The sequence below is a fragment of the Catenulispora sp. GP43 genome, assembly GCF_041260665.1.
GTDB lineage: Bacteria > Actinomycetota > Actinomycetes > Streptomycetales > Catenulisporaceae > Catenulispora.
Genome location: NZ_JBGCCT010000005.1, coordinates 390,435 through 411,222, shown reverse-complemented (window position 1 = coordinate 411,222; position 20,788 = coordinate 390,435). Strand labels below are relative to the sequence as shown.

At 71.6% G+C, this 20,788-nt stretch carries 19 protein-coding genes and 1 pseudogene; 7 read left to right on the top strand and 13 right to left on the bottom strand.

Features of this window, described 5'->3' with window-relative positions; translation table 11 throughout:
- Positions 1-128: 128 nt before the first annotated feature.
- From ABH926_RS14025 to ABH926_RS14015, 3 genes are all read right to left on the bottom strand, one after another.
- A complete protein-coding gene (locus tag ABH926_RS14025; RefSeq protein ID WP_370365937.1) occupies positions 129-2,939 on the bottom strand; it encodes a hypothetical protein in 2,811 nt (936 codons plus the stop codon).
- Positions 2,936-6,463 (bottom strand): FtsX-like permease family protein, encoded by a 3,528-nt coding sequence (locus ABH926_RS14020; protein ID WP_370365936.1) that lies wholly within the window; start codon positions 6,461-6,463, stop codon positions 2,936-2,938. Before ABH926_RS14020 ends, ABH926_RS14025 begins: the two co-directional genes overlap by 4 nt.
- A gap of 174 nt (positions 6,464-6,637) precedes the next feature.
- Positions 6,638-6,940, bottom strand: coding sequence for a hypothetical protein (locus tag ABH926_RS14015; RefSeq protein ID WP_370365935.1), 303 nt, complete (start codon positions 6,938-6,940; stop codon positions 6,638-6,640).
- A gap of 60 nt (positions 6,941-7,000) precedes the next feature.
- On the opposite strand from ABH926_RS14015, the gene ABH926_RS14010 reads away from it, so the two are divergent.
- Complete coding sequence (locus ABH926_RS14010; protein ID WP_370365934.1) at positions 7,001-7,300, top strand: hypothetical protein; 300 nt, start codon at positions 7,001-7,003, stop codon at positions 7,298-7,300.
- A gap of 11 nt (positions 7,301-7,311) precedes the next feature.
- Here ABH926_RS14010 and ABH926_RS14005 read toward each other — a convergent pair.
- The 4 genes and pseudogenes from ABH926_RS14005 to ABH926_RS13990 all read right to left on the bottom strand — a co-directional run.
- Positions 7,312-7,518, bottom strand: a pseudogene (locus ABH926_RS14005) (LuxR C-terminal-related transcriptional regulator); the annotation flags it as partial.
- Positions 7,519-7,566: 48 nt separating this feature from the next.
- Positions 7,567-8,226, bottom strand: a complete 660-nt coding sequence (locus ABH926_RS14000; RefSeq protein ID WP_370365933.1) for a DedA family protein — start codon at positions 8,224-8,226, stop codon at positions 7,567-7,569.
- Between the two features lie 5 nt (positions 8,227-8,231).
- Positions 8,232-9,005, bottom strand: a complete 774-nt coding sequence (locus tag ABH926_RS13995) for a potassium channel family protein (protein WP_370365932.1) — start codon at positions 9,003-9,005, stop codon at positions 8,232-8,234.
- A 45-nt stretch (positions 9,006-9,050) separates the two neighbouring features.
- Entirely contained in the window at positions 9,051-9,935 is an 885-nt protein-coding gene (locus ABH926_RS13990; RefSeq protein WP_370365931.1) for a Gfo/Idh/MocA family protein, read from the bottom strand.
- Between the two features lie 51 nt (positions 9,936-9,986).
- Here ABH926_RS13990 and ABH926_RS13985 point away from each other — a divergent pair, with 51 nt between their 5' ends.
- The gene (locus ABH926_RS13985; RefSeq protein ID WP_370365930.1) at positions 9,987-10,703 is read left to right on the top strand and encodes an SMI1/KNR4 family protein; all 717 of its coding nucleotides are present in this window, start codon (positions 9,987-9,989) and stop codon (positions 10,701-10,703) included.
- A gap of 14 nt (positions 10,704-10,717) precedes the next feature.
- On the opposite strand, the gene ABH926_RS13980 is transcribed toward ABH926_RS13985, so the two are convergent.
- The 4 genes from ABH926_RS13980 to ABH926_RS13965 all read right to left on the bottom strand — a co-directional run bounded on the left by ABH926_RS13980 (position 10,718) and on the right by ABH926_RS13965 (position 14,064).
- Complete coding sequence (locus ABH926_RS13980) at positions 10,718-11,548, bottom strand: aldo/keto reductase (protein WP_370365929.1); 831 nt, start codon at positions 11,546-11,548, stop codon at positions 10,718-10,720.
- 4 nt (positions 11,549-11,552) lie between these two features.
- A complete protein-coding gene (locus ABH926_RS13975; protein ID WP_370365928.1) occupies positions 11,553-12,209 on the bottom strand; it encodes an SDR family oxidoreductase in 657 nt (218 codons plus the stop codon).
- Positions 12,210-12,276: 67 nt separating this feature from the next.
- Positions 12,277-13,293: an NADP-dependent oxidoreductase gene (locus tag ABH926_RS13970; RefSeq protein WP_370365927.1), complete on the bottom strand. Its 1,017-nt coding sequence runs from the start codon at positions 13,291-13,293 to the stop codon at positions 12,277-12,279.
- Between the two features lie 75 nt (positions 13,294-13,368).
- Positions 13,369-14,064: a type 1 glutamine amidotransferase domain-containing protein gene (locus ABH926_RS13965; RefSeq protein WP_370365926.1), complete on the bottom strand. Its 696-nt coding sequence runs from the start codon at positions 14,062-14,064 to the stop codon at positions 13,369-13,371.
- A 94-nt stretch (positions 14,065-14,158) separates the two neighbouring features.
- On the opposite strand from ABH926_RS13965, the gene ABH926_RS13960 reads away from it, so the two are divergent.
- The 3 genes from ABH926_RS13960 (at position 14,159) to ABH926_RS13950 (ending at position 17,454) form a co-directional block, all read left to right on the top strand.
- Positions 14,159-15,067 carry a LysR family transcriptional regulator gene (locus tag ABH926_RS13960; RefSeq protein ID WP_370365925.1) on the top strand — a complete coding sequence of 303 codons (909 nt, stop codon included), beginning with the start codon at positions 14,159-14,161 and terminating at the stop codon, positions 15,065-15,067.
- Positions 15,068-15,145: 78 nt separating this feature from the next.
- Positions 15,146-16,336 (top strand): acyl-CoA dehydrogenase family protein, encoded by a 1,191-nt coding sequence (locus ABH926_RS13955; protein WP_370365924.1) that lies wholly within the window; start codon positions 15,146-15,148, stop codon positions 16,334-16,336.
- Complete coding sequence (locus tag ABH926_RS13950; protein ID WP_370365923.1) at positions 16,333-17,454, top strand: acyl-CoA dehydrogenase family protein; 1,122 nt, start codon at positions 16,333-16,335, stop codon at positions 17,452-17,454. The genes ABH926_RS13955 and ABH926_RS13950 overlap by 4 nt, the downstream gene beginning before the upstream one ends.
- 54 nt (positions 17,455-17,508) lie before the next feature.
- Here the strand turns inward: ABH926_RS13950 and ABH926_RS13945 are convergent, their stop codons facing one another.
- Both ABH926_RS13945 and ABH926_RS13940 read right to left on the bottom strand, forming a co-directional pair.
- Positions 17,509-18,048, bottom strand: coding sequence for a hypothetical protein (locus tag ABH926_RS13945; protein WP_370365922.1), 540 nt, complete (start codon positions 18,046-18,048; stop codon positions 17,509-17,511).
- 10 nt (positions 18,049-18,058) lie between these two features.
- Complete coding sequence (locus ABH926_RS13940) at positions 18,059-18,691, bottom strand: TetR/AcrR family transcriptional regulator (RefSeq protein WP_370365920.1); 633 nt, start codon at positions 18,689-18,691, stop codon at positions 18,059-18,061.
- A gap of 56 nt (positions 18,692-18,747) precedes the next feature.
- Here ABH926_RS13940 and ABH926_RS13935 point away from each other — a divergent pair, with 56 nt between their 5' ends.
- Both ABH926_RS13935 and ABH926_RS13930 read left to right on the top strand, forming a co-directional pair.
- Positions 18,748-19,956, top strand: coding sequence for an acyl-CoA dehydrogenase family protein (locus ABH926_RS13935; RefSeq protein ID WP_370365919.1), 1,209 nt, complete (start codon positions 18,748-18,750; stop codon positions 19,954-19,956).
- Between the two features lie 22 nt (positions 19,957-19,978).
- On the top strand, positions 19,979-20,746 hold the full coding sequence (locus ABH926_RS13930; RefSeq protein ID WP_370365918.1) for an SDR family oxidoreductase: 768 nt from the start codon (positions 19,979-19,981) through the stop codon (positions 20,744-20,746).
- Positions 20,747-20,788: the final 42 nt, after the last annotated feature.

The window sequence follows — 20,788 nt, the reverse complement described above, 5'->3', positions numbered from 1 at the left end:
GTGATGACGGGCAGCCCGCCCCACCCCTCCAGCGCGACACACTCGCTTGCGATCACGGGGACCCCTCCAGGTGGCTGGTTTCAACGCGAGTCTTTCTACCAGCCACCACCGACTCCGGTCCGGCGGCACTACTCGAATTCGGCGTCCCGCAACCGGACGGACAGCTCGATCGGCCGTCGCAGCATCTGGTCCAGCAGCACGCCGCCGACCGTCATCGCGAGCACCGCCGCCACGACCGGCACGGTCCAGCCCCAGCCGATCGATCCGGTCGCCACGATCGAGTCCGCGGAGCCGCCGGCCGGACCGCGGTCCAGCGGGCCCAGCAGCGGCGAGAGCCCGGCTCCCATCCCGAGTCCGGCGGCGACGGCCAGCACCGCGACCGGCAGCGGCACCAGCGTGGCGACCAGCCGGCTGCGGACCGCGCGCAATCCGAACACCTGCAGAAGCAGAGCACTGTCACGACTGACGGCTCGCGTGGCGGACAGCAACTGCAGCAGACACAAGGCGAAGTAGGCGACGCAGAGTCCTTCGACGAGATGGAACACGTCCCGCGCCGCCGACACCCGGCCTTCGGCGTACACCGCGGATTGCGCGTCCGCCAGCATCGTGACGTCGAAGTCCTTCGTCACGCCGGGCAGCGCCCGCAGCGCCGAGGCGGAGACCGCCCCGGTGTCGGCGCTGAACCACGCGACGTTCGGCTTGCCGGGGTCGGCCATCGGCACCTCGCCGGCCGGCACCACGACGTACTCGGTCCCGCCCAGGTTCTCGACGGAGTCGGCCAGCGGCACGTCGGCGTAGGCCCCGATGACGGCCTTGAACGACCCGGCTGTCTCGGACACCGACACCGGCCCGGAGTACTGGCCGGCCAGCCCCGGCGAGGCGAGCACGGTCACGGTGCCGTCCGCCTTCGGCGGCACCGGCCAGCTCGCGGGAACCTGCTGCCCGCGCGCCGAGGCGTCGCTCAGCGCCGCCGCGGCGGCCTCGCGGAAGGCCTCGGGATCGACGGTGATCACGGTGAGCGGCCGCGGCTGGGGCGTGCCCTCCGGGGTGATCTGCGCGATCCCGCCGAAGTCCGCGCGGCCGGTGAACACGCCGCGCACCCCGGGTATCTTCGCGGCCGCGGCGGCGAAGCCGTCGGGGAACGTCACCCCGATCGGCAGGGCGTCGACCTGTGCCGCGGCGCCGACGGACCGGACCGTGTCGTCGCGCACCTTCTGCTGCACCGCGGCGTCGTAGCCGGCGGCGAACATCCCGGCCGCGACCACCACGACCAGTCCGGCCAGCGGCGCCGCCACCACGCGCACCCGCCGTCCGGACAGCGCGGCCGCGACGAACCCGACCACGCTGCGGCGCCGCGCCAACACCCGGACCGCCGGCCCGAACAACGCCGGCACCAGGCGCACCGCGGCGATCCCGGCGGCGAAGGCCAGCAGCGCCGGGGCGGCCACCGCGATCCAGTCGATGGAGCCGTCGGGATTGCCAGAACCCTGACTCCGGTAGATCGCCAGCGCGCCGCCGGCGGCCAGCAGCAGACCGGCGTCGCGCACGATCCGCCGGACCCGCGCGGTCTCGCCGACGGCCTCGTGGCGCGCCGACACGACGCGGTCCCCGGCCCGGAGCACCGAGTAGCCGACCACGCCGAACGTCAGTAGCGTCACCAGCACCACGCCGGACCACGCGGCCGGGTCGCGCAACGTCCCGCGCCCGGCCCGGACCGCGCCGAACGCCCCGAGGGCCGCGAACACCGCCACGACGGTCGCGGTCTGGGTCGCGTGGCGCAGCGCCAGCCGGACCGCGGAGGCACCGCGGGCCCGATAGAGCGCGACGAAACGGGCCCTGCGCATCACCGTCAGGCGCAGTGTGAGGAACAGCGCCGCCAGCGCGCCCGCGGACAGCGCGCCGAGCACGACGGCGGACAGTTGGTGGCTGTCGGACTGGGTGCTCTTGACGCTCGCGGCCAGGTCCTTGAGCCCGGTGTTCAGCTGGACGCCGCCCTTGAGATCGCTGACCCCCAGCGCCGCCTGGTCCAGCGCCGGGCCGACGGCCGACAGCACCGAGGGCGTCAGGCGGGAGGGGTCGACGACGTAGTCGTAGACCGTCGTGTACTCGCCGACGCGAGCGCTCCTGGAGATCGTCGCGATCGCCTCGGGACGGTCGACGAACACGTCCGATTCCCACACCGTGATCGACTGTTCGCACTTCTCGTTGAGGCATTCCGTGGTGAGCACCGGATCCCGCTTGGTGGCCACGCGCCACAGCGGGTCGTCCGGGCCGGTGCCGGCGGCGGGCGCGAAGATCCCGGCGACCTGGACGGACATCGTGAACGTGACGATGTTTCCCGGACCGGTGCCCCCGGAGGTGTCCATCTTCACCACGGTGCCGACGGTCAGGCCGAGCCGGTCCGCGGTCGCCTCGGACACGGCGATCGGAACCGTCAGCGTCACGCCGGTGAGGAACCCGTCGGCGCCGTCGAAGGTGTCCTGTTCCGCCTCCTTGCCGGGCGCTCCCCCGGCGACCCAGCGCACGCCGCCGGCCAGCTGCGGCTCCCAGTCGAAGCGCAGCCAGGCCTTGTTGGGGAGCTTGGCCGGCGGGTTCAGGGCCGGCAGCAGGTGATCGTACTGGCGCGTGATCGAGGTCTGCGAAACGAGCTTCTTGAGGGTGTCCGGCAGTGCCGCCAGGTTCGACGCCGCGACCGAGGAGATGTCGGACGCCGACTTCGGGTACGCGGCGTCGGTGGAGACCGGGAGCCCGGAGAGCACCAGATCGCGGTGCGACCACGGCGCCTTGCCGATCAGGGAGTTGACGGTGAAGGCGTCCGCCTTCTTGGTGTCGGCCGGGACCACCACCGCGGCGGCGGCCGTCCCGGCGGCCAACAGCGCCAGCGCGGCCAGCACCAGGCGGGCCGGGCCGAGTTCGGCGAACCAGCGCGGCGTCCTCATCGGCCGTCCTCCCCCAGGCGCAGCGTGCCGCCCACGCCGTCCGAGCGCCGGGCCAGCGACACCAGCGCGACCAGGCCGAGCAGCAGCACCGCGGCCGCCGCGCCGACCCCGGCCAGGGCCGGCAGGTCCACCACGGTCACCGGTTCGGGGATCGGCACCTGTCCGGAGTCGGTGAGGATCAGCAAGGGCAGTTCCGATCGGATCGTGAGCACCGCCAGCGCCCCGCCGCCGACCATGCCGAGGATCACCAGCAGCAGGTTCTCGGCCAGCAGCATCGCGGCGGTGCGGCGCTTGGACAGTCCCAGGGCGTTGAGCAGGGCCAGTTCGGTGGTGCGCTCGCGCAGCGCGATGACCGAGTGCAGCGCGAAGCCGATGAGGATGAACAGCAGCGCGGCGCCGGCCGCGATCACCAGCGTCAGCTTCATGCCGCTGCGGATCGGGTCGTCCCGGATCACCGCGGCCTGGCCGGTGCGGTCGGTGACGACCGGCGCGGAGACCAGCGCTCCGTTGCGCACGGCGCGATAACGGTCGGCGAGCTGCGCCGGCGTGGTGCCCCCGGCGGCCTTGGCCCACCACTCGGTCTGCTCGTTGACCGCCCGGCCCGCCAGGTCCGCACGGTCCAGCAGCCCGATCGGCACGACCAGCGCGGCGTTCTCGGCCGGGGCACCGGCGGCCAGGGTGCCGATCCGGTACGGCGCGGGCATCGCCGTCACCGAGCCGACGAAGTGCAGGCGCAGCGGGGTCCCGAACGCCTTGGTGGTGTAGGAGTCGCCGACCTTCAGACCGAGGGTGTTCAGCAGCTGAGTGGAGGCCAGGGCCGGCACGGCGGCGGAGGAGGCGTCGGACCGGGACAGGTCCAGGGTGTGGGTGACGATCGGCGCGGTGTCGGAGCCGAAGCCGGAGTACTCGGTGAAGTGTACGAGCCCTGATCCGGTGGTCGCGCCGACTTTGTAGGCGGCCTGCGCGGCCGCGGTCCCGGAGGTGTCCGAATCGGTGCCGCCGGGCTGCGCCTCGCCGAACGCGTGCGCCTGGATCCCGGCCGGCAGTGCGGCCGGCTGCCCGTCGGCGGTCAGGTCGCCGGCGTCCACGCCGACGTTCTCGGCGTTGCCCTGGCCGCCGGCCTGCACGGCACAGTTCGCGTTGACGTTGCCCGACATGTCGTAGACCGCGCACAGCGGTGCGTGGTACGTGATCGACAGGGCCGTGATCCGCAGCGGATAGGCGATGGTGCCGCCCTCGCCGCCGATCTGAGCGCTCAGGGTGTGGGTCTGGCCGTCCGCGGTGGCGACACCGCCGAAGTCCACGGTGGTGCCGACGCCGTACGCGTCCACCACCTCGGCCTCGACGTCGAGCGCGCCGAGGCTGCCGGGGGCGTCCGGGTGCGCGCGCTGCCCCTGGTACCGGACGTCGATCGTCAGCTTGGTCGGCTTGCCGGGCAGGGGCACGCCGCCGGACATGCCGTCCCGGTCCCAGCCGTCGGCGGCCAGCTGCGCGGACAAGTTCGGCCAGCTCTTGCCGGCCAGATCGGAACGCAGATCCACGACGCCCGCCGAACGCGCCGGATCGATACCCAGGACATTGACCGGCAGCTGCGTGGTCCCGGATCCGAAGAAGAGGTTCTCGCGGGCGGCGGCGAAGCCGGCAGCGGCTCCCGGCACGGCGGCGAACGACCCGCTGACGCCGAGATGCCCGCCGGGGATGTCGGCGGCGCGGACGTCGGTGCCGACCAGATGCGTGCCCTGATCGTCGGCGGAGCGGTCCACCGAGGCCAGGAACACGGTGGCCTGCGTCCCGACCGCGACCGCCATGATCAGCAGGGCCATCGGCGCGGCGTAGGTCCGGGCCATGCGGCCCACGCGCCAGCCGGCCAGCGCCACGACCGCGGCCCGGCGCCGCGCGGCCACGTACTCCAGCGGACCGACGATCAGCGGCAGCACCCGCAGCAGGACCAGCGATCCGGCCAGCAGCAGCACCGAGGGCGCGACCACCTGCGGCACACTGAGCGGTCCGTTGTGGGACGGGTCGTCGCCGAAGCGCGTCAGCTCCCACAGCGCGGCGGCGCCGAGCAGGACCACGACGACGTCCGCGCCGGTGCGCTGCACGGCGGTGCGCACCTGCGAGCGGCTGCGTTCACGCTTGACGCCGACGAAGCTGGCCGAGGACGTCACCGGCACCACGGTCAGCAGCAGCAAGGTGGCCAGCGCGCCGATCGCGACGACGACCCACAGGTCGGAGGAGATCGGCGGGGCGCTGTCGTGCGCGGCGGACCACCGGCTGGAGGTGAGGCCGTGCTCCAGAAGCCTTGCCAGGAAAGGCGCGACGGCCGCCACCGGGACGGTGAGCAGCAGCCCCTCGGTCATCCCGATGCGCAGCAGCCCGCGCACCGAGGCACCGCGCGCCCGCAGCAGGCCGTCGGTCTCCCGGCGGTGCTCGGACAGCAGGCGGGTGGTCAGGACGAGCGCGGTCAGCGCCAGCAGCCCGAGCTCGACCACCGGCAGCAGGTTCAGGCGGCTGCTGATGCTCAGATTGCCGTCGATGCCCTGGGTCTGCGCGGTGAGCGGGTCGATGACCGTGGTGTGGATGTTGGAGTCGACGGCGTTCGCCGCGTCGGCCAGGTAGGCATCGAGCGGGGCGAGCCGGTCCGGGAGGGTGGAGGCGGGTCCGGTCTGGATGGTGCTGAAGTCCGGGGCGGCGAGCACCGTCTCCTGGCGGACCTCCAGCAGGCGCCCGGCGGTGACACTCTGGTCCACGAACGCCGGCCCGAAGGTGGGCAGGTCCTCCTGGCCCTTGCCGGCGCCCTTGTAGGCCTCGGCCTGCCAGAAGTCGCTGGAGGTGTCGACCGGCGTGTAGACGCCGACGATTTTGAAGCGCTGCTCGACGCCGTCCATGCGCGCCCGGGTGTCGACCTCGTCGCCGACCTTCCAGTGCTTGGCCAGGGCGGCGACCTGCGGAACCGCGGCTTCGAACTCGGTGCCCGAGGCGGTGGCGGTGCCGGCCTGCGCGCCGGCGGGGGCCGGGGCGGGCCAGGTGCCGGAGACGAGGCGGGCGTTTTTCGTGGCCGCGCTGGTGCCTAGGAAGTAGATCGAGTACGTGGCCTGATTTGCGGTGCCGGTGCCGGTGCCGGCACCGGTGCCGGTGCCTGCACCGGTGCCGCCCGTGCCGGTGACACCGTACGGCGCGGTCGCGGTCTCGTGGACGACGTCGACGTCCACACCGGTGAAGGCGGCGTGGATCTGCTGCTCGATGCCGGCCAGGAAGGCCACACGCGTGGTCGGGTCGGCGGGGAAGCGCGAGCCGATGTTGTAGAGCGCTGTGACCGTGCGCTCGCTGTCGGGCAGCGTGCTCAGCGCCTTGCGGACGCCGTCGCGCTCGGCGGTGGTGCCGTGCATGCGGATGAGCGTGACCAGGACGAGCGCGGGCAGGAGCACCGCCAGGGCGGCCAGCAGGAGCATGCGTTGGGCGACCGCACGCTTGCCGACCAGACCCGGCAGCCCGCTGCCGGTTGCTTTGGGGACACGGCTCATACGGTGTAGAACGGGGTCCCCGAGCGGGGGCGTTGCGGTCGTTACCAATTGGTGATGTCGGTCAGCCGGTGGGGAAGTTGGTCGGCAGGTCGGTGGGGAAGTTGGTCGGGAAAACCGTCGGCAGAACACTGGGCAGGTTCTTCGGCATCCCGATCTTCCAACGGCCGTCCTCCTTCACCCAGTTGAGGCTGGCACCACCGCGGTGTCGCCAGTGACAGTGACCTGCGAAGCGTCCACGGTGGCGGCACTGGCGGCCCTGCGCTGATCGGCGAGCGAGGCACCGACCGTGGACACGAACCCGTTGGCACCCGCCATGATCTTCAGACACCCCTGCGGCCCGGAGTACATCGTGAGCATCGCCGCACTCATCTCGTCGCACATGGCCGCGTAGTCACCGCGCCCGAACGCGTGCAACGCCGACTCCTCCGCCTGCGCGACCGCGGCCCTCGGACCGCCACTGCCCGCCGTCGCCACCACGACCCCGGTCCCGGCCGCGGCGACCGTGACGGTGGCGACGGTGGCCGCGAGCGCCTTGCCGTGCAGAAGTTTGGTGCCACGCCGAGTCCAGCGCGCGGCCCGGCGGGTGTGCTGGGCCGCCTGCGCCGCATGGCCGCCGGCATCGACCTGACGGCCCTGCTGGCCTCGGTGATCGGCGGCGCCCCGAGCGCCGCCGTCGAAAACCTGGCACGCGCCGCCGTCGCCGCGTCCGACGAGGGGACGTTCCGCGCGTGTCTGGCGCATCGTGTCCTGGCGCAGCTGCTGTCCGCCGGCGACGATCCCACGCGGATCGCGGCGGTTTCGGAGCGTGCCCGGCTTCTGCTCGCGCTGGCGGACTGAAGCCTCACCCTCTCGCTGATGAACAGCTGCTTCGCGATGTCGCGGTTCCCGAGCCCCTGCGCCAGCTGCGCGAGGATGTCCTTCTCCCGGTCGGTGAGCGCGGGCTTGGGCGAGCGCATCCGGTCCAGCATGCGGCTGGCGACCGGCGGGGACAGCGCGGTGCGGCCCGCGGCGGCGCCCCGGATGGCGGCGTAGAGCTCGTCCGGTGCCGACGCGCGAGCTGGTGGTGCGCGGCGGGACGGTCGTGGCGCGGGACGGGGATCTGGTCAGCGACTGACGCCGCCCTCGGATTCGTCCTCTCCGCCCTCTTCGTCCCCTTCATCCTCCTCGGCCCGCTCGGCCCGGTGGCGTCGGACGGTCCACATGACCAGCCCGATGATCACGATCGTCGCGACGACCCCGGCCAGGATCCCGCCCACGAGGTGCTCGACCCGCGAGTAGGCGGCGCCGGCGAAGTAACCCAACAGAGTGAATCCGACACCCCACACCAACCCGCCGAGAGCGTTGAAGAACAGGAACCTCCGGTACGGGAGATGCGACATCGCGGCCAGCGGCGGCATCAGGGCCCGGAAGAAGGAGACGAACCGGCCGAGGAACACCGCCTCGGCCCCGCGGCGCCGGATCAGGGCCCGGGCCTTGTCCAGCCGGACCTGGTGCCGGCGCAGCGGGCGGGTCCCCAGCAGCCGCTCCCCGAAGTGCCGCCCCACCTCGAACCCGACGCTGTCCCCGGCGATCGCCGCACACACCACCACCGCGGCGAGCGCCCAGATGTTCACCGTCCCCCGGTTTGCCAGCACCCCGCCGATCACCGCCGCCGTCTCCCCCGGCACCACGAAGCCGACGAACAGCGCGTCCTCGACGAACACCAGCAGGCCCACGACGACGTAGATCAGGGCCGGAGGCAGATTACTGAGCCAGTTGAGCATCGGGCCTACTTACCCCCGCTCATCCGATCCATCATGCGGGACCGGGTCCGCGTCCTGATGGCGGTGATCCCGCCGACCAGGAACGTGAAGGTGTAGACGAGCTGCACGAGCACCACCGCGCGCCCCAGCTGCCCGCTCGGGTGGATGTCACCGTACCCGACGGTCGCCATGGTGACGCCGGTGAAGTAGAGCGCGTCCAGGCGGGTCTGGAGCCCGACGAACTCCCCGTGGCGGGTGGCCATGGCCCAGTAGCTCGCGGCGAAGACCAGGGTGGCGGCCCAGGACATGATCAGGATGGCCACTCCCGGATGGCGCAAGCGGCCGGACTGGCCGGCCAGGGTCCGGCTGGTGGTCACGACCATGCCGACTGCCAACAGGGTGAGGATGCCGACGAGGATCACCCAGGCCAGGACCGGGTGGTCCGGGCCGAGCACCTCGAAGGGGAGGGTGAAGTAGGCGGTGGTGAGGACGATGGGGCCGAGGACGCCCACGGCGGCACGGGTTGGGGAGGGGAACAGAATTCGCCAGCCCGAGTAAGCGGGCTCGCCGGGCTCGCCGGGCTCGCCGGGCTCACCGGGACCGCCGGGACCGCCGGGACCGCCGGGACCGCCGGCCCCGCCGGACTTACCGCTCGCAGCACCGCCACCCGCACCCGCACCCGGGCCATCGCTCGCAGCGCCGACGGAACGGCCGGCATCGCCGCGGCCCGCGCCGCCGCTCCCGCCGCCGTCACGTTCCTCCGGCCCCGCCGGTCCCGCCGGCTCGCCCTGCTCGCTCATCAGCTACTTGCCTTCCCGCCCGGCGTCCCCGCGACGCGGCCGGTGTCACCCGTCCAGCCTCTCGACCACCTGCTCGCACAGCTCGTGCGTGGCCAGCGCGTCCTGCAGGTCCGGGAACTGCGTCTGGCCCCGCACCGCAGCGAGGAAGTGCTCGCATATCTGCTCGATCCCCTTGACCCGCCCCACCGGTGTCCATCCGGTCGGGCCGTCGGTCAGATCGTGGACGTCGCGGCGGTGGCCGTCGCCGATGAGCTGCAGGCGCTCGCCCTTCGCGCCGGCTCGGCGGTTCATCACGCCGAAGCAGGTGAAGCCGGGTCCGGACAGGGTCAGGGCGACGTGCTCCAGCATTCCGTCCTCGACCCGGCCGGAGACTGTCACGTCCGTGACGTCGCCGGGTGCCAGGAAGCGCAGCGTGTCCGCCACGTGGATGAAGTCGTCGAACACGACGTCGCGCACCACGCCCGGCGCGTCCGCCTCGTTCTTCTGCAGGATCACGGTCTCGCGCGGGGACCGCGCCGCCTCGACGTAGGCCGGCGCGTGGCGGCGGTTGAAGCCGACCATCAGCGGCGTCCCGGTGCGCTCGGCGTGCTCGGCCAGCGTCCGCGACGCGGCGAGCGTGTCGGCCAGCGGCTTGTCGACGTAGGTGGGGATCCCGGCGTCGAGCAGCCGCGTGACGATCTCGACGTGCGCGACCGTCGCGACATGGACGAAAGCGGCCTGGGGCGGCTCCTCGCCGAGCAGCGCGTCCAGCTCGGTGAACCGGCATGCTTCGGGAACGCGGTAGGCGTCCCCCAGCGCGTCCAGCCGCGCCCGATCGCGCGTCATCAGCCGCAGCCGCAGATCGGCACGCGTCCCCAACACCGGCAAGTACGCGTTGCGGGCGATGCCGCCCAGCCCGATCACCGCGACCGCGAGCCCGTCATTCTCCATATATGCCATGGTCGCGCATGTTGACGGTCCCCGCCGCTACGGTGTGGCCCCATGACAGCCCCAGCCACCGACGCCGAAGCCGACACCGCCGCGTCCCGCATATCCACGGCACTGCGGAACGCCGTCGCCGCCCCCGGCGACCGCGCCGCCGCCTGGCACGTCGCCGAAGTCCTCGCCGCCGACTGGTCCGAGCGCCCCCTCACCCCCGCCGACGGCTACACCGACGCCGACCTCGACGCCGCCGCGGCCGAACTCGGCCACCCCCTGCCCGCGGCCCTGCGCGAAGCCCTGAAACTCTTCGGCCGCCGCGACGACCTCACCCGCAACCAGGACCCGCTCAGCACCCCGGAGGACCTGGAGGTCCACGAGGGCGCGCTGGTCTTCCGCGACGAGAACCAGAGCGTCTGCGCCTGGGGCATCCTGCTGGCGGACCTGGACCAGGAGGACCCGCCGACCTACCTGCGCCCCGACCTCGCCGACAAGAGCCAGGAGGAGTGGCTGCCCTGGACGGACAAGCTGTCCCTGGCCCTGGTCGAAGCCCTGATGGCGGAAACCGTCCTCGCCGAGGCCGAAGACCTGTCCGACGCCTGGGGACTCGGCGGCGACCCCGTCGACGACAGCACCCTCACCGAGCTCCCCCGCATCCAGCCCGAGTGGTACAAGACCACGTGGTACGTCGGCGACGACATCCTGGCCCACGTCTCCGGCGACGCCTGGATCAGCGTGCGGGCCCGCTCTCAGGAGGCCCTGGCCGCCTACACCGGATGACGCCGCCGACCGCCTCACCCCACGTAATTGAAATGCGCCGGGTCCGGCCCGATCCGCCCGTCGTCCCGCCGCAGCGAGGTGATCTCGTCCATCTCGGCGCTGCTGAGTTCGAAGTCGAAGACCTCGAAGTTCTCCTTGATGCGGGACGGGGTGACCGACTTCGGGATCACGACGTCGCCGAGCTGCAGGTGCCAGCGGAGCACGACCTGCGCCGGGGTCTTGCCGTTCGCCTCGCCGATGCGGATCAGGACCGGCTCCTTGAGCAGGTCGCCGCCCTGGCCCAGGGGGCTCCAGTCCTCGGTGACGATGCCCAGCTTCTCGTTCAGCTGGCGCATCGCCGGCTGCGGGAAGTAGGGGTGGAGCTCGATCTGGTTGATCGCCGGGACCTTCGTGGACTCCTTGACCAGGCGCTCGAGGGTTTCGGCGGTGAAGTTGCAGACACCCACGGCCTTGGCCCGGCCGTCGGAATTGATCTTCTCCAGGGCGCGCCAGCTCTCGATATACAAATCCTGTTCCGGGACCGGCCAGTGAATCAAATACAGGTCCACGTAGTCGGTGCCGAGGCGTTCCAGGCTCTTGTCGAAGGCGCGCAGGGCGGCGTCGTAGCCGTGGTCGGCGTTCCAGAGCTTGGTGGTGAGGAAGATGTCCTCGCGCGGGATGCCGGAGTCCCGGATCGCGCGGCCCACACCGGCCTCGTTCTCGTAGGCGGCGGCCGTGTCGATGTGCCGGTAGCCGATCTCGAGGGCGCTGCCGACGGCGGTGTGGGCCTGTTCGTCGGGGACCTGCCAGACGCCGTAGCCCAGCTGCGGGATGCTGACGCCGTCATTCAAAGTGATGTATTGCATTTCCTCATCCCTTCCAGGCTTCGACGGCCTGAGAAATCGGGGTCGACCCGGACACCAGTTCGAGGGTCTGGTGGATGGCGGCCCGCTGTTCGAGGAGCTCGGCGAGGACGTCCGCGACGTCGGCGCGCGGAACGGTCCCGCGGCCGGTGTGCGTGACCAGGTGCACCAGGCCCAGACCCGGTGTATTGAGCAGCCCGCCCGGCCGGATGATGGTCCAGTCCAGATCGCGGCGCCGCAGATCGTCCTCGGCCTTGGTCTTGGCGTCGATGTACGCCACCCAGATCGGGTCCGACCCCGGGGCCGCTGGCGCCCCGGCGCCCATCGAGGACACCTGCACGAACCGCCGCACCCCGGCCAACTCGGCGGCGTCGGCCAGCAGGACCGAGCCGCCGAGGTCCACGGTGTACTTCCGCTCGGCGGTACTCCCCGCGCCGGCGCCGGCCGCGAAGACCACGGCGTCGGCGCCGCGGATCACCTCGGCCAGCGACTCGGCGGTCGCGCTCTCCAGGTCGAAGACCACCGGCTCCGCCCCGGCGGCCACCAGATCGTCGGCGCCGTCGGGGCGCCGCAGCAGCCCCTGCACGGTGTGACCGTCCGCGCTCAGGCGCGCCTCCAACAGCAGCGCGATCTGTCCATGGCCGCCCGCAATCACAATACGCATGTGTCCTCCCTACCCCACCCGAGCCGGGCGCGGGAGGTCGAGGGCGACCGTTCGGATCACAGAGCGCTTAGGCCTCGGGCAGCCGCACCAGCATCTTGCCGGTGTTGGCTCCGCTCATCAGGCCGAACCAGGCGTTCAAGGCGTTGTCGATCCCGTCGACGACCGTCTCGTCCGTCCGGAGCGAGCCGTCCGCGAGCCAGCCGATGGCCTTCCCGATGTACTCCGGGAACGCCTTCATGTGGTGCCCGATCGTGAAGCCGCGCAGCGTCAGGCTCTTGCCGATCGCGTTCGTCAGATGAGCGGGCCCCGCCGGGCGGCCCTTCTCGTTGTAGACCGAGATCGCCCCGCACAGCGCGATGCGCCCGAACAGGTTCATGCGCCGCAGCGCTGCGTCGAGGTGGTCGCCGCCGACGTTGTCGAAGTACACGTCGACGCCCTCCGGCGCGGCCTTCTTCAGCTGCGCGTTCAGCTCGCCCTGGCGGTAGTCGATCGCGGCGTCGTAGCCGAAGTCCTCGGTGAGCCGCCGCACCTTCTCCGGCCCGCCGGCCGACCCGATGACCTTCGACGCCCCGAGCTTCTTGGCGATCTGCCCGGCGACCGAGCCGACCGCGCCGGCCGCCCCGGAGACGAAGACGACGTCGCCCTCCTTGACCGGCGCGATCTCGGTGAGCCCGACGTAGGCGGTCAGGCCGGTGATGCCGAGCACGCCCAGGAACGCCTGCGCGGGCACCTTCGACGTGTCGAGCACCTGCGTCGTGGCGGCCTCCAGCAGCGCGTACTCGCGCCAGCCCTCGAAGTGCGAGACCGTCGCGCCGACCGGCACCGACGACCCCTCCCCGGCGGCCACCACGACGCCGACGGCGCCGCCGGTCATCGGCTCCTCCAGCTGGAAGGGCGGGATGTAGGACGGGACGTCGTCCATCCGGCCGCGCATGTAAGGGTCGACCGACAGCCAGGTGTTGCGCACCAGGATCTGCCCCGGACCGGGGTCGGCGACCTCGGCCCGCAGCAGGCGGAAATCGGAGGCTTTCGGCTCGCCGACCGGACGTGCGATCAGCTGCCATTCACGACTGGCGACGGACACGGGTTGCTCCAAGAGAGTGAAGGTGGGAAGGGATGAAAGGATTTAAAGGGACGAGTCCGGCCTGCTCATCGTCGCTCAGCCGAGCGTCTTCAGCAGCTCGGCGGCCAGCGGCGCGGACGACATCGGGTTCTGGCCGGTGATCAGGTTCCGGTCCACGACGACGTGCGGCGTCCACGGCCCGGCCTTGTCGACCACCACGCCGTCGGCGACCAGGCGGTCCTCCAGCAGCCACTTCGCCTTGTCGGCGAGGCCGCCCTGGACCTCCTCCTCGTTGGTGAACGCCGCGACGCGGTAGCCGGCGAACGCCGACGAGCCGTCCGCGCCCTTCGCGGCGAGCAGGGCGGCCGGGCCGTGGCAGACCACCGCCAGCGGCTTGCCGGAGGCCAGGGCCGCGGTCAGCAGCCGGCCGGAGTCGGCGTCCTCGGCCAGGTCCTCCATCGGACCGTGGCCGCCGGGGTAGAACACGGCGTCGTAGTCGTCGAGGGAGACGCCGGCCAGCGCGACCGGGCTGCGCAGCTCGGTCATCGCGGCGACCGCGTCGGCCATCTGCCGCGCGCCGTCCTCCCCGCCGGTGAACTGCGCCGACAGGCTGCCCGCGTCCGGGGTGGGCACCACGCCGCCGGGGGTCGCGACGACCACCTCGTGGCCGGCGGCCGTCAGCGCCTCGTAGGGCACCACGGCCTCCTCGGCCCAGAAGCCGGTCGGATGCTTCGTGCCGTCCTTCAAGGTCCAGGAGTCGGCACCGGTCAGAACCATCAGGATCTTCGCCATGCCCACGACAGTAAACCTGGTGAACTTATCGAGACCAATGGGTACTCCGATGGCTCGTATCTGTTTTCCGATGGATCGGAGGTAGCCTCGGCCCATGGCCGATCCCCTGGACCTCAACCAGCTGCGCACCTTCCTCGCGGTGCACCGCTCCGGTTCCTTCACCGCCGCCGCGCACCTGCTCGGGCTGTCGCAGTCGACGGTCACCACGCAGATCCGGGCGCTGGAGACCCGGCTGGGGCGCGAGCTCTTCGAGCGCAGGGCACGCGGCGTGGCACCGCTCCCCTACGCCGACGAGCTGGCGGCGCAGGTCGCCTCGCCGCTGGACCACTTGTCCGGCCTCACCGACGAAGCCGACGCCCCGGAGGCCGAGCCCGTGCACCTGGCCGGGCCGGCGGAGTTCCTGGGCGCGGTGGGCATGGGTCTGGTGGCGCCGCTGATCGCCGACGGCGTCCAGCTCCGCGTCGCCACCGGGCTCACCGACGATCTGCTGGACGAGCTGCGCGCCGGACGGCACGACCTCGTGATCTCGACCCGCCGCCCGAACAGCAGGGGCCTGGTCTCAGAGCCCTTCGCCGACGAGGAGTTCGTCCTGGTGGCGGCACCGCTGTGGGCCGAAAGGCTGAAAGACAAAGCACTTCCGGCCGCGTTGTCCGATGTTCCGCTCATCGCCTACGACGCCGATCTGCCGATAATCCGCCGCTACTGGCGCTACGTCTTCAACGAGCAGCTGTCCGCCCCGGCACAGCTGACGACGATCCCCGATCTGCGCGGGATCCGCACCGCGGCGGTCGCCGGCGCCGGCTGGACGGTGCTCCCGAAGTACCTGTGCCGCGCGGAGCTGGACAGCAGTGCTCTGACACTGCTGCACCAGCCCGAGGAAGCACCGCTGAACACCGCGTATCTGGTCCGCCGGCCCGGCGGCTCGGCCAACCCGCACGTGGACCTGGTCCGGCGCCATCTGCTGGCCGCGGCCAAGGCGTGGTGGGCCGATCATGAGTGCTGAATTCGATCAACCCCTGTTGACACCACCCCCGCCAGGACAATACTGAGCGGACAGTTACCGACCGGTTGGAAAGCAAGGGTGCCGCCATTGATCACCCAGCACGACCTCGAGAACCGCATTCACGACTTCCTCGCCGCCCACGATCCCGGCAGCACGGACCGGCTCGACTTCCTCCGTGCGCGCTTCGACGCCGGGCTCGCCTGGCTGCACTATCCGCCGGGGCTGGGGGGCCTGGGCCTGCCGCGTGACCGGCAGCCGATCGCCGAGAAGGCGTTCGCCGCCGCCGGCGCCCCCGACAACGGGCCCCGGCGCATCGGCATCGGGCTGGGGATGGCCGCCCCGACCATCCTGGCCTTCGGCAGCGACGAGCAGAAACAGCGCTGGCTGCGGCCGCTGTGGTGCGGGGAGGAGGTGTGGTGCCAGCTGTTCTCCGAGCCCGGCGCCGGATCCGACCTCGCCGCGCTGGCCACCCGCGCCGTGCGCGACGGCGACGACTGGGTCGTCAACGGCCAGAAGGTGTGGACGTCCATGGCGCACGAGGCGCGCTGGGCGATCCTGGTCACCCGCACCGATCCGGACGTGCCCAAGCACCAGGGCATGACCTACTTCGTGCTGGACATGACCGCGCCGGGCGTCGAGGTGCGGCCGTTGCGGCAGATCACCGGCGAGGCCGAGTTCAACGAGGTCTTCCTGACCGACGTCCGCATCCCCGACAGCCAGCGCCTCGGCGCGGTCGGCGAGGGGTGGAAGGTCGCGCAGACGACGCTGATGAACGAGCGCGTCGCGATCGGCGGCGGGGCCTCCCCGCGCGAGTCCGGCATGATCGGCGTGCTGGCGAAGACCTGGCGCGAGAACGAGAAGGTGCGCGACGCGGCGCTGCACGACCGGCTGATGACGCTGTGGGTGGCCGCCGAGGCCGCGCGCCTGACCGCGCAGCGGCTGTCCGCGCAGCTCGCGGCCGGCCAGCCCGGCCCCGAAGGCTCGGCGGCGAAGTACGCCTTCGCTACCCTCAACCAGCAGATCTCCGGCCTGGAGCTGGAACTGCTCGGCGAGGAGGCGCTGCGCTACGACGACTGGACGATGCGCCGGCCCGACACCGTCGACTTCGTCGGCCGCTCGCCCGGCTACCGCTATCTGCGGTCCAAGGGCAACTCGATCGAGGGCGGCACCTCGGAGATCCTGCTGAACATCATCGCCGAACGCGTCCTGGGGCTGCCCGGTGAGATCCGGGCCGACAAGGACGTCGCGTGGAAGGACCTCCCCCGGTGAGCGACGAACTCCTGTACTCGGAGACCGAGGAAGAGCTGCGGACCGCGGTCGCCGACCTGCTCGCCGACCGCGCGCCGTGGTCCGCGGTGCTGGCCCGGACCGAGACGGCCGAACCGTACGACGCGCAGCTGTGGAAGGCGCTCGGCACCGGGATCGGCGCGGCCGGACTGCTGATCCCCGAGGAACTCGGCGGCGCCGGGGCGACGCTCCGTGAGGCCGCCGTGGTCGCCGAGGAACTGGGCAAGGCGGTCGCGCCGGTGCCGTTCCTGGGCAACCTGATGGCCACCGAGCTCCTGCTGGCGGCCCGGGAAAGCGGCAACGGCACCGCGGCCGCGGCCGAGGACCTGCTCCGCGGCATCGCCTCCGGCGAGGTGACCGCGGTGATCGCGATCCCCTTCACGCGCTCGCCGGACACGACGTACAAGGGCCGGGTCTCGGTCACGCCGTGGCCGCCCCGCGAGGCTCCGCACCCGGCGCGGCTCACCGGCAAGGTCACGAGCGTCGCGGGCGCGCAGACGGCCGACGTCCTGCTGGTCCCCTCAGACGGCTCGATCTATGTGGTCCAGGCGGCCGACGCGCGGATCACCCCGGTCACCACGCTGGACATGACGCGGGTCCTGAGCGACGTCGAGTTCGACGACACCCCCGGCCAACTGCTGGCGATCCGCTACGAACCGCTCTCGCAGGCCCTGCTGAGCGGGGCGGCGATCCTCGCCTCCGAGCAGCTCGGCCTGGCCGAGCAGTGCCTGACGACCACGGTCGAGTACGTGAAGACGCGGCACCAGTTCGGCCGCGCGGTCGGCTCCTACCAAGGGCTCAAGCACCGGCTGGCGCAGCTGTGGGTGCAGATCGCGCAAGCCCGCGCGGTCGCGCGCCACGCGGTCTCGGCCACCGGCGCTGAGCGGGAGATCGCCGTCGCCATCGCGCAGGCCCACTGCTCGGCGGTCGCGGTGCAGGCGGCCGAGGAATGCGTGCAGATGCACGGCGGCATCGGCTTCACCTGGGAGCACCCCGCGCATCTGTATCTGAAGCGGGCCAAGAGCTCGTCGATCGCGCTGGGGAGTCCGACGCGGCACCGGCGGCGGCTCGCCGAGCTGGTGGATCTGCCGGCGAGCTGATCGGGCTTCCCGCACCGACAGCGGGTCAGTGCTCATCAAACAGGTCAGTGCTCATCAAACAGGCCAGGGCTCATCGACATAGGTGGGCCCTGGCCCCAGGTCGCGGGTCGTGACCTCGTTGTCGGTGACGATGAGCTGCCAGTTGTCGTCGACCTCTTCGCCGTCCGCGTCGATGACGCCGTTCACGTGGTGGTCGAAAGTGAAGTGCGCGAACTCCGGTGCGTAGTAGTGCCCTTCGACACGGGAGGCCAGCTCCGCCGCGAGCGCCGCACCAGGCATCAGGAACGTCCTGATCAGGTACGCCATCCACTCCTCGGAGTCGTAGAACTTCTCGGACTGGTTCCAGCCGATCTGGCGGCCGTCGTCCGTCGTCTCCCACTTGCACCACAACCCCGGCTGCCCGAACCCGGCCTTGTTGTAGTCCCGGATGTCGGGCTCCTCGTCCTGCCCCATGAACCCCGTGCCGCAGTAATACGGCCCCAGCTCGCGGTCCATGCGCCGGGTGCCGGCGAAGCGCCGCAGAAACGAGATCTCGTGCGCGTTCAGCGGCGGCTCGACCGTGACCGCGCCGGTGAACTCCGTGGTGTAGCCCATGGCCCGGAGCCTATGCGGAGCCGCCAACAGGTTCGAGGCCCAGGGCCTTGATCCAGATCCGGTTCAGCGTCTCCACCAACCGCTCGAACGGCATCGGCGCCTTCTGCACGTACGCCACATACGCCATCCGCGAGACCATCCCCGACAGCGCGTGCGCCGTCAGCAACGGGTCCATTTCGGTGTCCGCGGCGCCGGACTCCTGCAGGGTCCGGATCATCTTCGCGTTGCGCCGCACGAAGGCGTCCGCGCGCTCGATCCGCACCGCGCGGAACTCCTCGTCGACCTGCGACACCTGCTCGAACAGCCCCATCAGCTTGGCGTTCTTCTTGTACGAGCGCAGGTACTCGCGGTTCGCGAGGTCGATCAGCTCGCGCGGGTCGGTGACCCCGGTCCGGGCCCGCAGGTGCGGGTGGACCATCTCCTCGGCCACCTGCTCGGCGACCGCGCGGAAGATCTCCTCTTTGCCCTCGAAGTAGGTGTAGAGCGAGCCGGACGCGACCCCGGCCTCCGCAGAGATGTCCGCCAAACGGGCGTCCAGATACCCGTCGCGCTCGAAGACCACACGTGCGGCCGCGACCAGCGCGTTCCGCGTGCGGATGCCCCGCGCGCTGCGCGGTGTGACGCGAACCTCAGTCTTCGCCATAGCGAAACGCCGTCTCCCTACTTGAACTTGACGCCGACCTCAACTATACCGGAACCATGTTCCCTGTCTCCGACCGCGCGAAGCGCTACCAGGACGATCTCCTCGCCTTCATGGACGAGCAGGTCTATCCCGCCGAAGAGGTCTACGAGGAGCAGATGCGCGCCTCCGGGGACCCGCACCACCAGCCCGCGGTCATCGAGGAGCTGAAGACCGAGGCCAAGAAGCGCGGGTTGTGGAATCTGTTCCACCCGCACGCCGAGTGGGGCCCGGGGCTCACCAACTTCGAGTACGCGCCGCTGGCCGAGATCATGGGCCGCAGCCATCTCGCGCCGGAGTCCACCAACTGCGCCGCGCCGGACACCGGCAACATGGAAGTGTTCACGCTCTTCGGGTCCGAGGCGCACAAGGAGAAGTGGCTCAAGCCGCTGCTGGACGGCGAGGTCCGGTCCGGCTTCGCGATGACCGAGCCGGCGGTGGCCTCCTCGGACGCCACGAACATCGAGATGCGCATGGTCCGGGACGACGCACGCGGCGGCTACGTGCTCAACGGCCGCAAGTGGTTCACGTCCAACGCCATGCACAAGAACTGCCGCGTGCTGATCGTCATGGGCAAGACCGACCCGGACGCCGCGCCGCACCGTCAGCAGTCGATGATGGTCGTGCCGCTGGACGCGCCGGGCGTCACCATCGTGCGCTCGCTGCCGGTCTTCGGCTACCAGGACCGCGAGGGGCACGCCGAGATCACCTTCGAGGACGTCTTCGTCCCGGCCGAGGACCTGCTCAAGGGCGAGGGCGAGGGCTTCGCGATCAGCCAGGCCCGGCTGGGCCCGGGCCGCATCCACCACTGCATGCGCACCATCGGCATGGCCGAGCGCGCGCTGGAGCTGATGTGCCGGCGCGCCACCGACCGCGTCACCTTCGGCCGGCCGCTGGCCGACCGCGCCAACATCCAGGACTGGATCGCCGAGGCGCGCATCGACATCGAGCAGACGCGGCTGCTGACGCTGAAGGCCGCCTGGATGATGGACACGGTCGGGAACAAGGCCGCGCGCACCGAGATCGCCGCCATCAAGGTCGCGGCCCCGGAGATGGCGCTGCGCATCATCGACCGCGCGATCCAGGTGCACGGCGGCGCCGGCGTCACCGACGACTTCCCGCTGGCCTGGGCCTGGGCCCACCTGCGCACGCTGCGGCTGGCCGACGGGCCGGACGAGGTCCACAAGCGGGCCATCGCGAAGATCGAGCTCGCCAAGTACAAGCACTGAGATCCGGGAGTCCCCTCAGCTCATGACCAGCCCCCTCATCCCCTCGCTGAACGGCCGCACGGCCATCGTCACCGGCGCCTCGCGCGGCATCGGCCTGGCGATCGCGCAGACCCTGGCCGCCGGCGGCGCGAACGTCATCCTCACCTCGCGCACCAAGGAGCACGCCGTCGATGCGGCCAAGCAGGTCGAAGGACCCGGCACCGCGATCGGCCTCCAGGCGCACGCCACCGACGAGGAAGCGGCCCGCACCTGCGTGGCGTTCGCGGTCGAGCGCTTCGGCAGCCTGGACATCCTGGTCAACAACGCCGGCACCAACCCCGCGTACGGGCCGCTGATCGACATCGAGAAGAGCCGCTTCGCCAAGACCCTCGACACCAACCTGTGGGGCCCGATCCTGTGGACCTCGCTGGCGGTGAAGGCATGGATGGGCGAGCACGGCGGCTCGGTGGTGAACACCGCCTCGATCGGCGGCATCCACGTCGCGGAGAACCTGGGCGTCTACAACGCCAGCAAGGCGGCGCTGATCCACGTCACCAAGCAGCTGGCCCTGGAGCTGGCGCCGAAGGTCCGGGTCAACGGCGTCGCGCCGGCGGTGGTGCGCACCAAGCTGGCCGCGGCCCTGTTCGAGCGCGAGGCCGAGGTCGCCGCCTCCTACCCGCTGGGCCGGATCGGCGAGCCGGAGGACGTGGCCGCGGCGGTGGCGTTCCTGGCCTCCGACGCCGCCGCCTGGATCACCGGCGAGACGCTGGTGATCGACGGCGGCGCGCTGCTGGGGCAGGCCGGTGTCTGAATCCTCCACCGGTCCCGCTCCCGACAGGCCTGGGACCTCCAC

What these genes read in the sequence shown, in the direction of transcription:
- ABH926_RS13930 (WP_370365918.1), top strand. Translation starts at nt 19,979, where the DNA reads ATGACCAGCCCCCTCATCCCCTCGCTGAACGGCCGCACGGCCATCGTC.
- ABH926_RS13935 (WP_370365919.1), top strand. Translation starts at nt 18,748, where the DNA reads ATGTTCCCTGTCTCCGACCGCGCGAAGCGCTACCAGGACGATCTCCTC.
- ABH926_RS13945 (WP_370365922.1), bottom strand. Translation starts at nt 18,048, where the DNA reads ATGGGCTACACCACGGAGTTCACCGGCGCGGTCACGGTCGAGCCGCCG.
- ABH926_RS13960 (WP_370365925.1), top strand. Translation starts at nt 14,159, where the DNA reads ATGGCCGATCCCCTGGACCTCAACCAGCTGCGCACCTTCCTCGCGGTG.
- ABH926_RS13940 (WP_370365920.1), bottom strand. Translation starts at nt 18,691, where the DNA reads ATGGCGAAGACTGAGGTTCGCGTCACACCGCGCAGCGCGCGGGGCATC.
- ABH926_RS13985 (WP_370365930.1), top strand. Translation starts at nt 9,987, where the DNA reads ATGACAGCCCCAGCCACCGACGCCGAAGCCGACACCGCCGCGTCCCGC.
- ABH926_RS13975 (WP_370365928.1), bottom strand. Translation starts at nt 12,209, where the DNA reads ATGCGTATTGTGATTGCGGGCGGCCATGGACAGATCGCGCTGCTGTTG.
- ABH926_RS13995 (WP_370365932.1), bottom strand. Translation starts at nt 9,005, where the DNA reads ATGAGCGAGCAGGGCGAGCCGGCGGGACCGGCGGGGCCGGAGGAACGT.
- ABH926_RS14020 (WP_370365936.1), bottom strand. Translation starts at nt 6,463, where the DNA reads ATGAGCCGTGTCCCCAAAGCAACCGGCAGCGGGCTGCCGGGTCTGGTC.
- ABH926_RS13980 (WP_370365929.1), bottom strand. Translation starts at nt 11,548, where the DNA reads ATGCAATACATCACTTTGAATGACGGCGTCAGCATCCCGCAGCTGGGC.
- ABH926_RS14000 (WP_370365933.1), bottom strand. Translation starts at nt 8,226, where the DNA reads ATGCTCAACTGGCTCAGTAATCTGCCTCCGGCCCTGATCTACGTCGTC.
- ABH926_RS14025 (WP_370365937.1), bottom strand. Translation starts at nt 2,939, where the DNA reads ATGAGGACGCCGCGCTGGTTCGCCGAACTCGGCCCGGCCCGCCTGGTG.
- ABH926_RS13990 (WP_370365931.1), bottom strand. Translation starts at nt 9,935, where the DNA reads ATGGAGAATGACGGGCTCGCGGTCGCGGTGATCGGGCTGGGCGGCATC.
- ABH926_RS13965 (WP_370365926.1), bottom strand. Translation starts at nt 14,064, where the DNA reads ATGGCGAAGATCCTGATGGTTCTGACCGGTGCCGACTCCTGGACCTTG.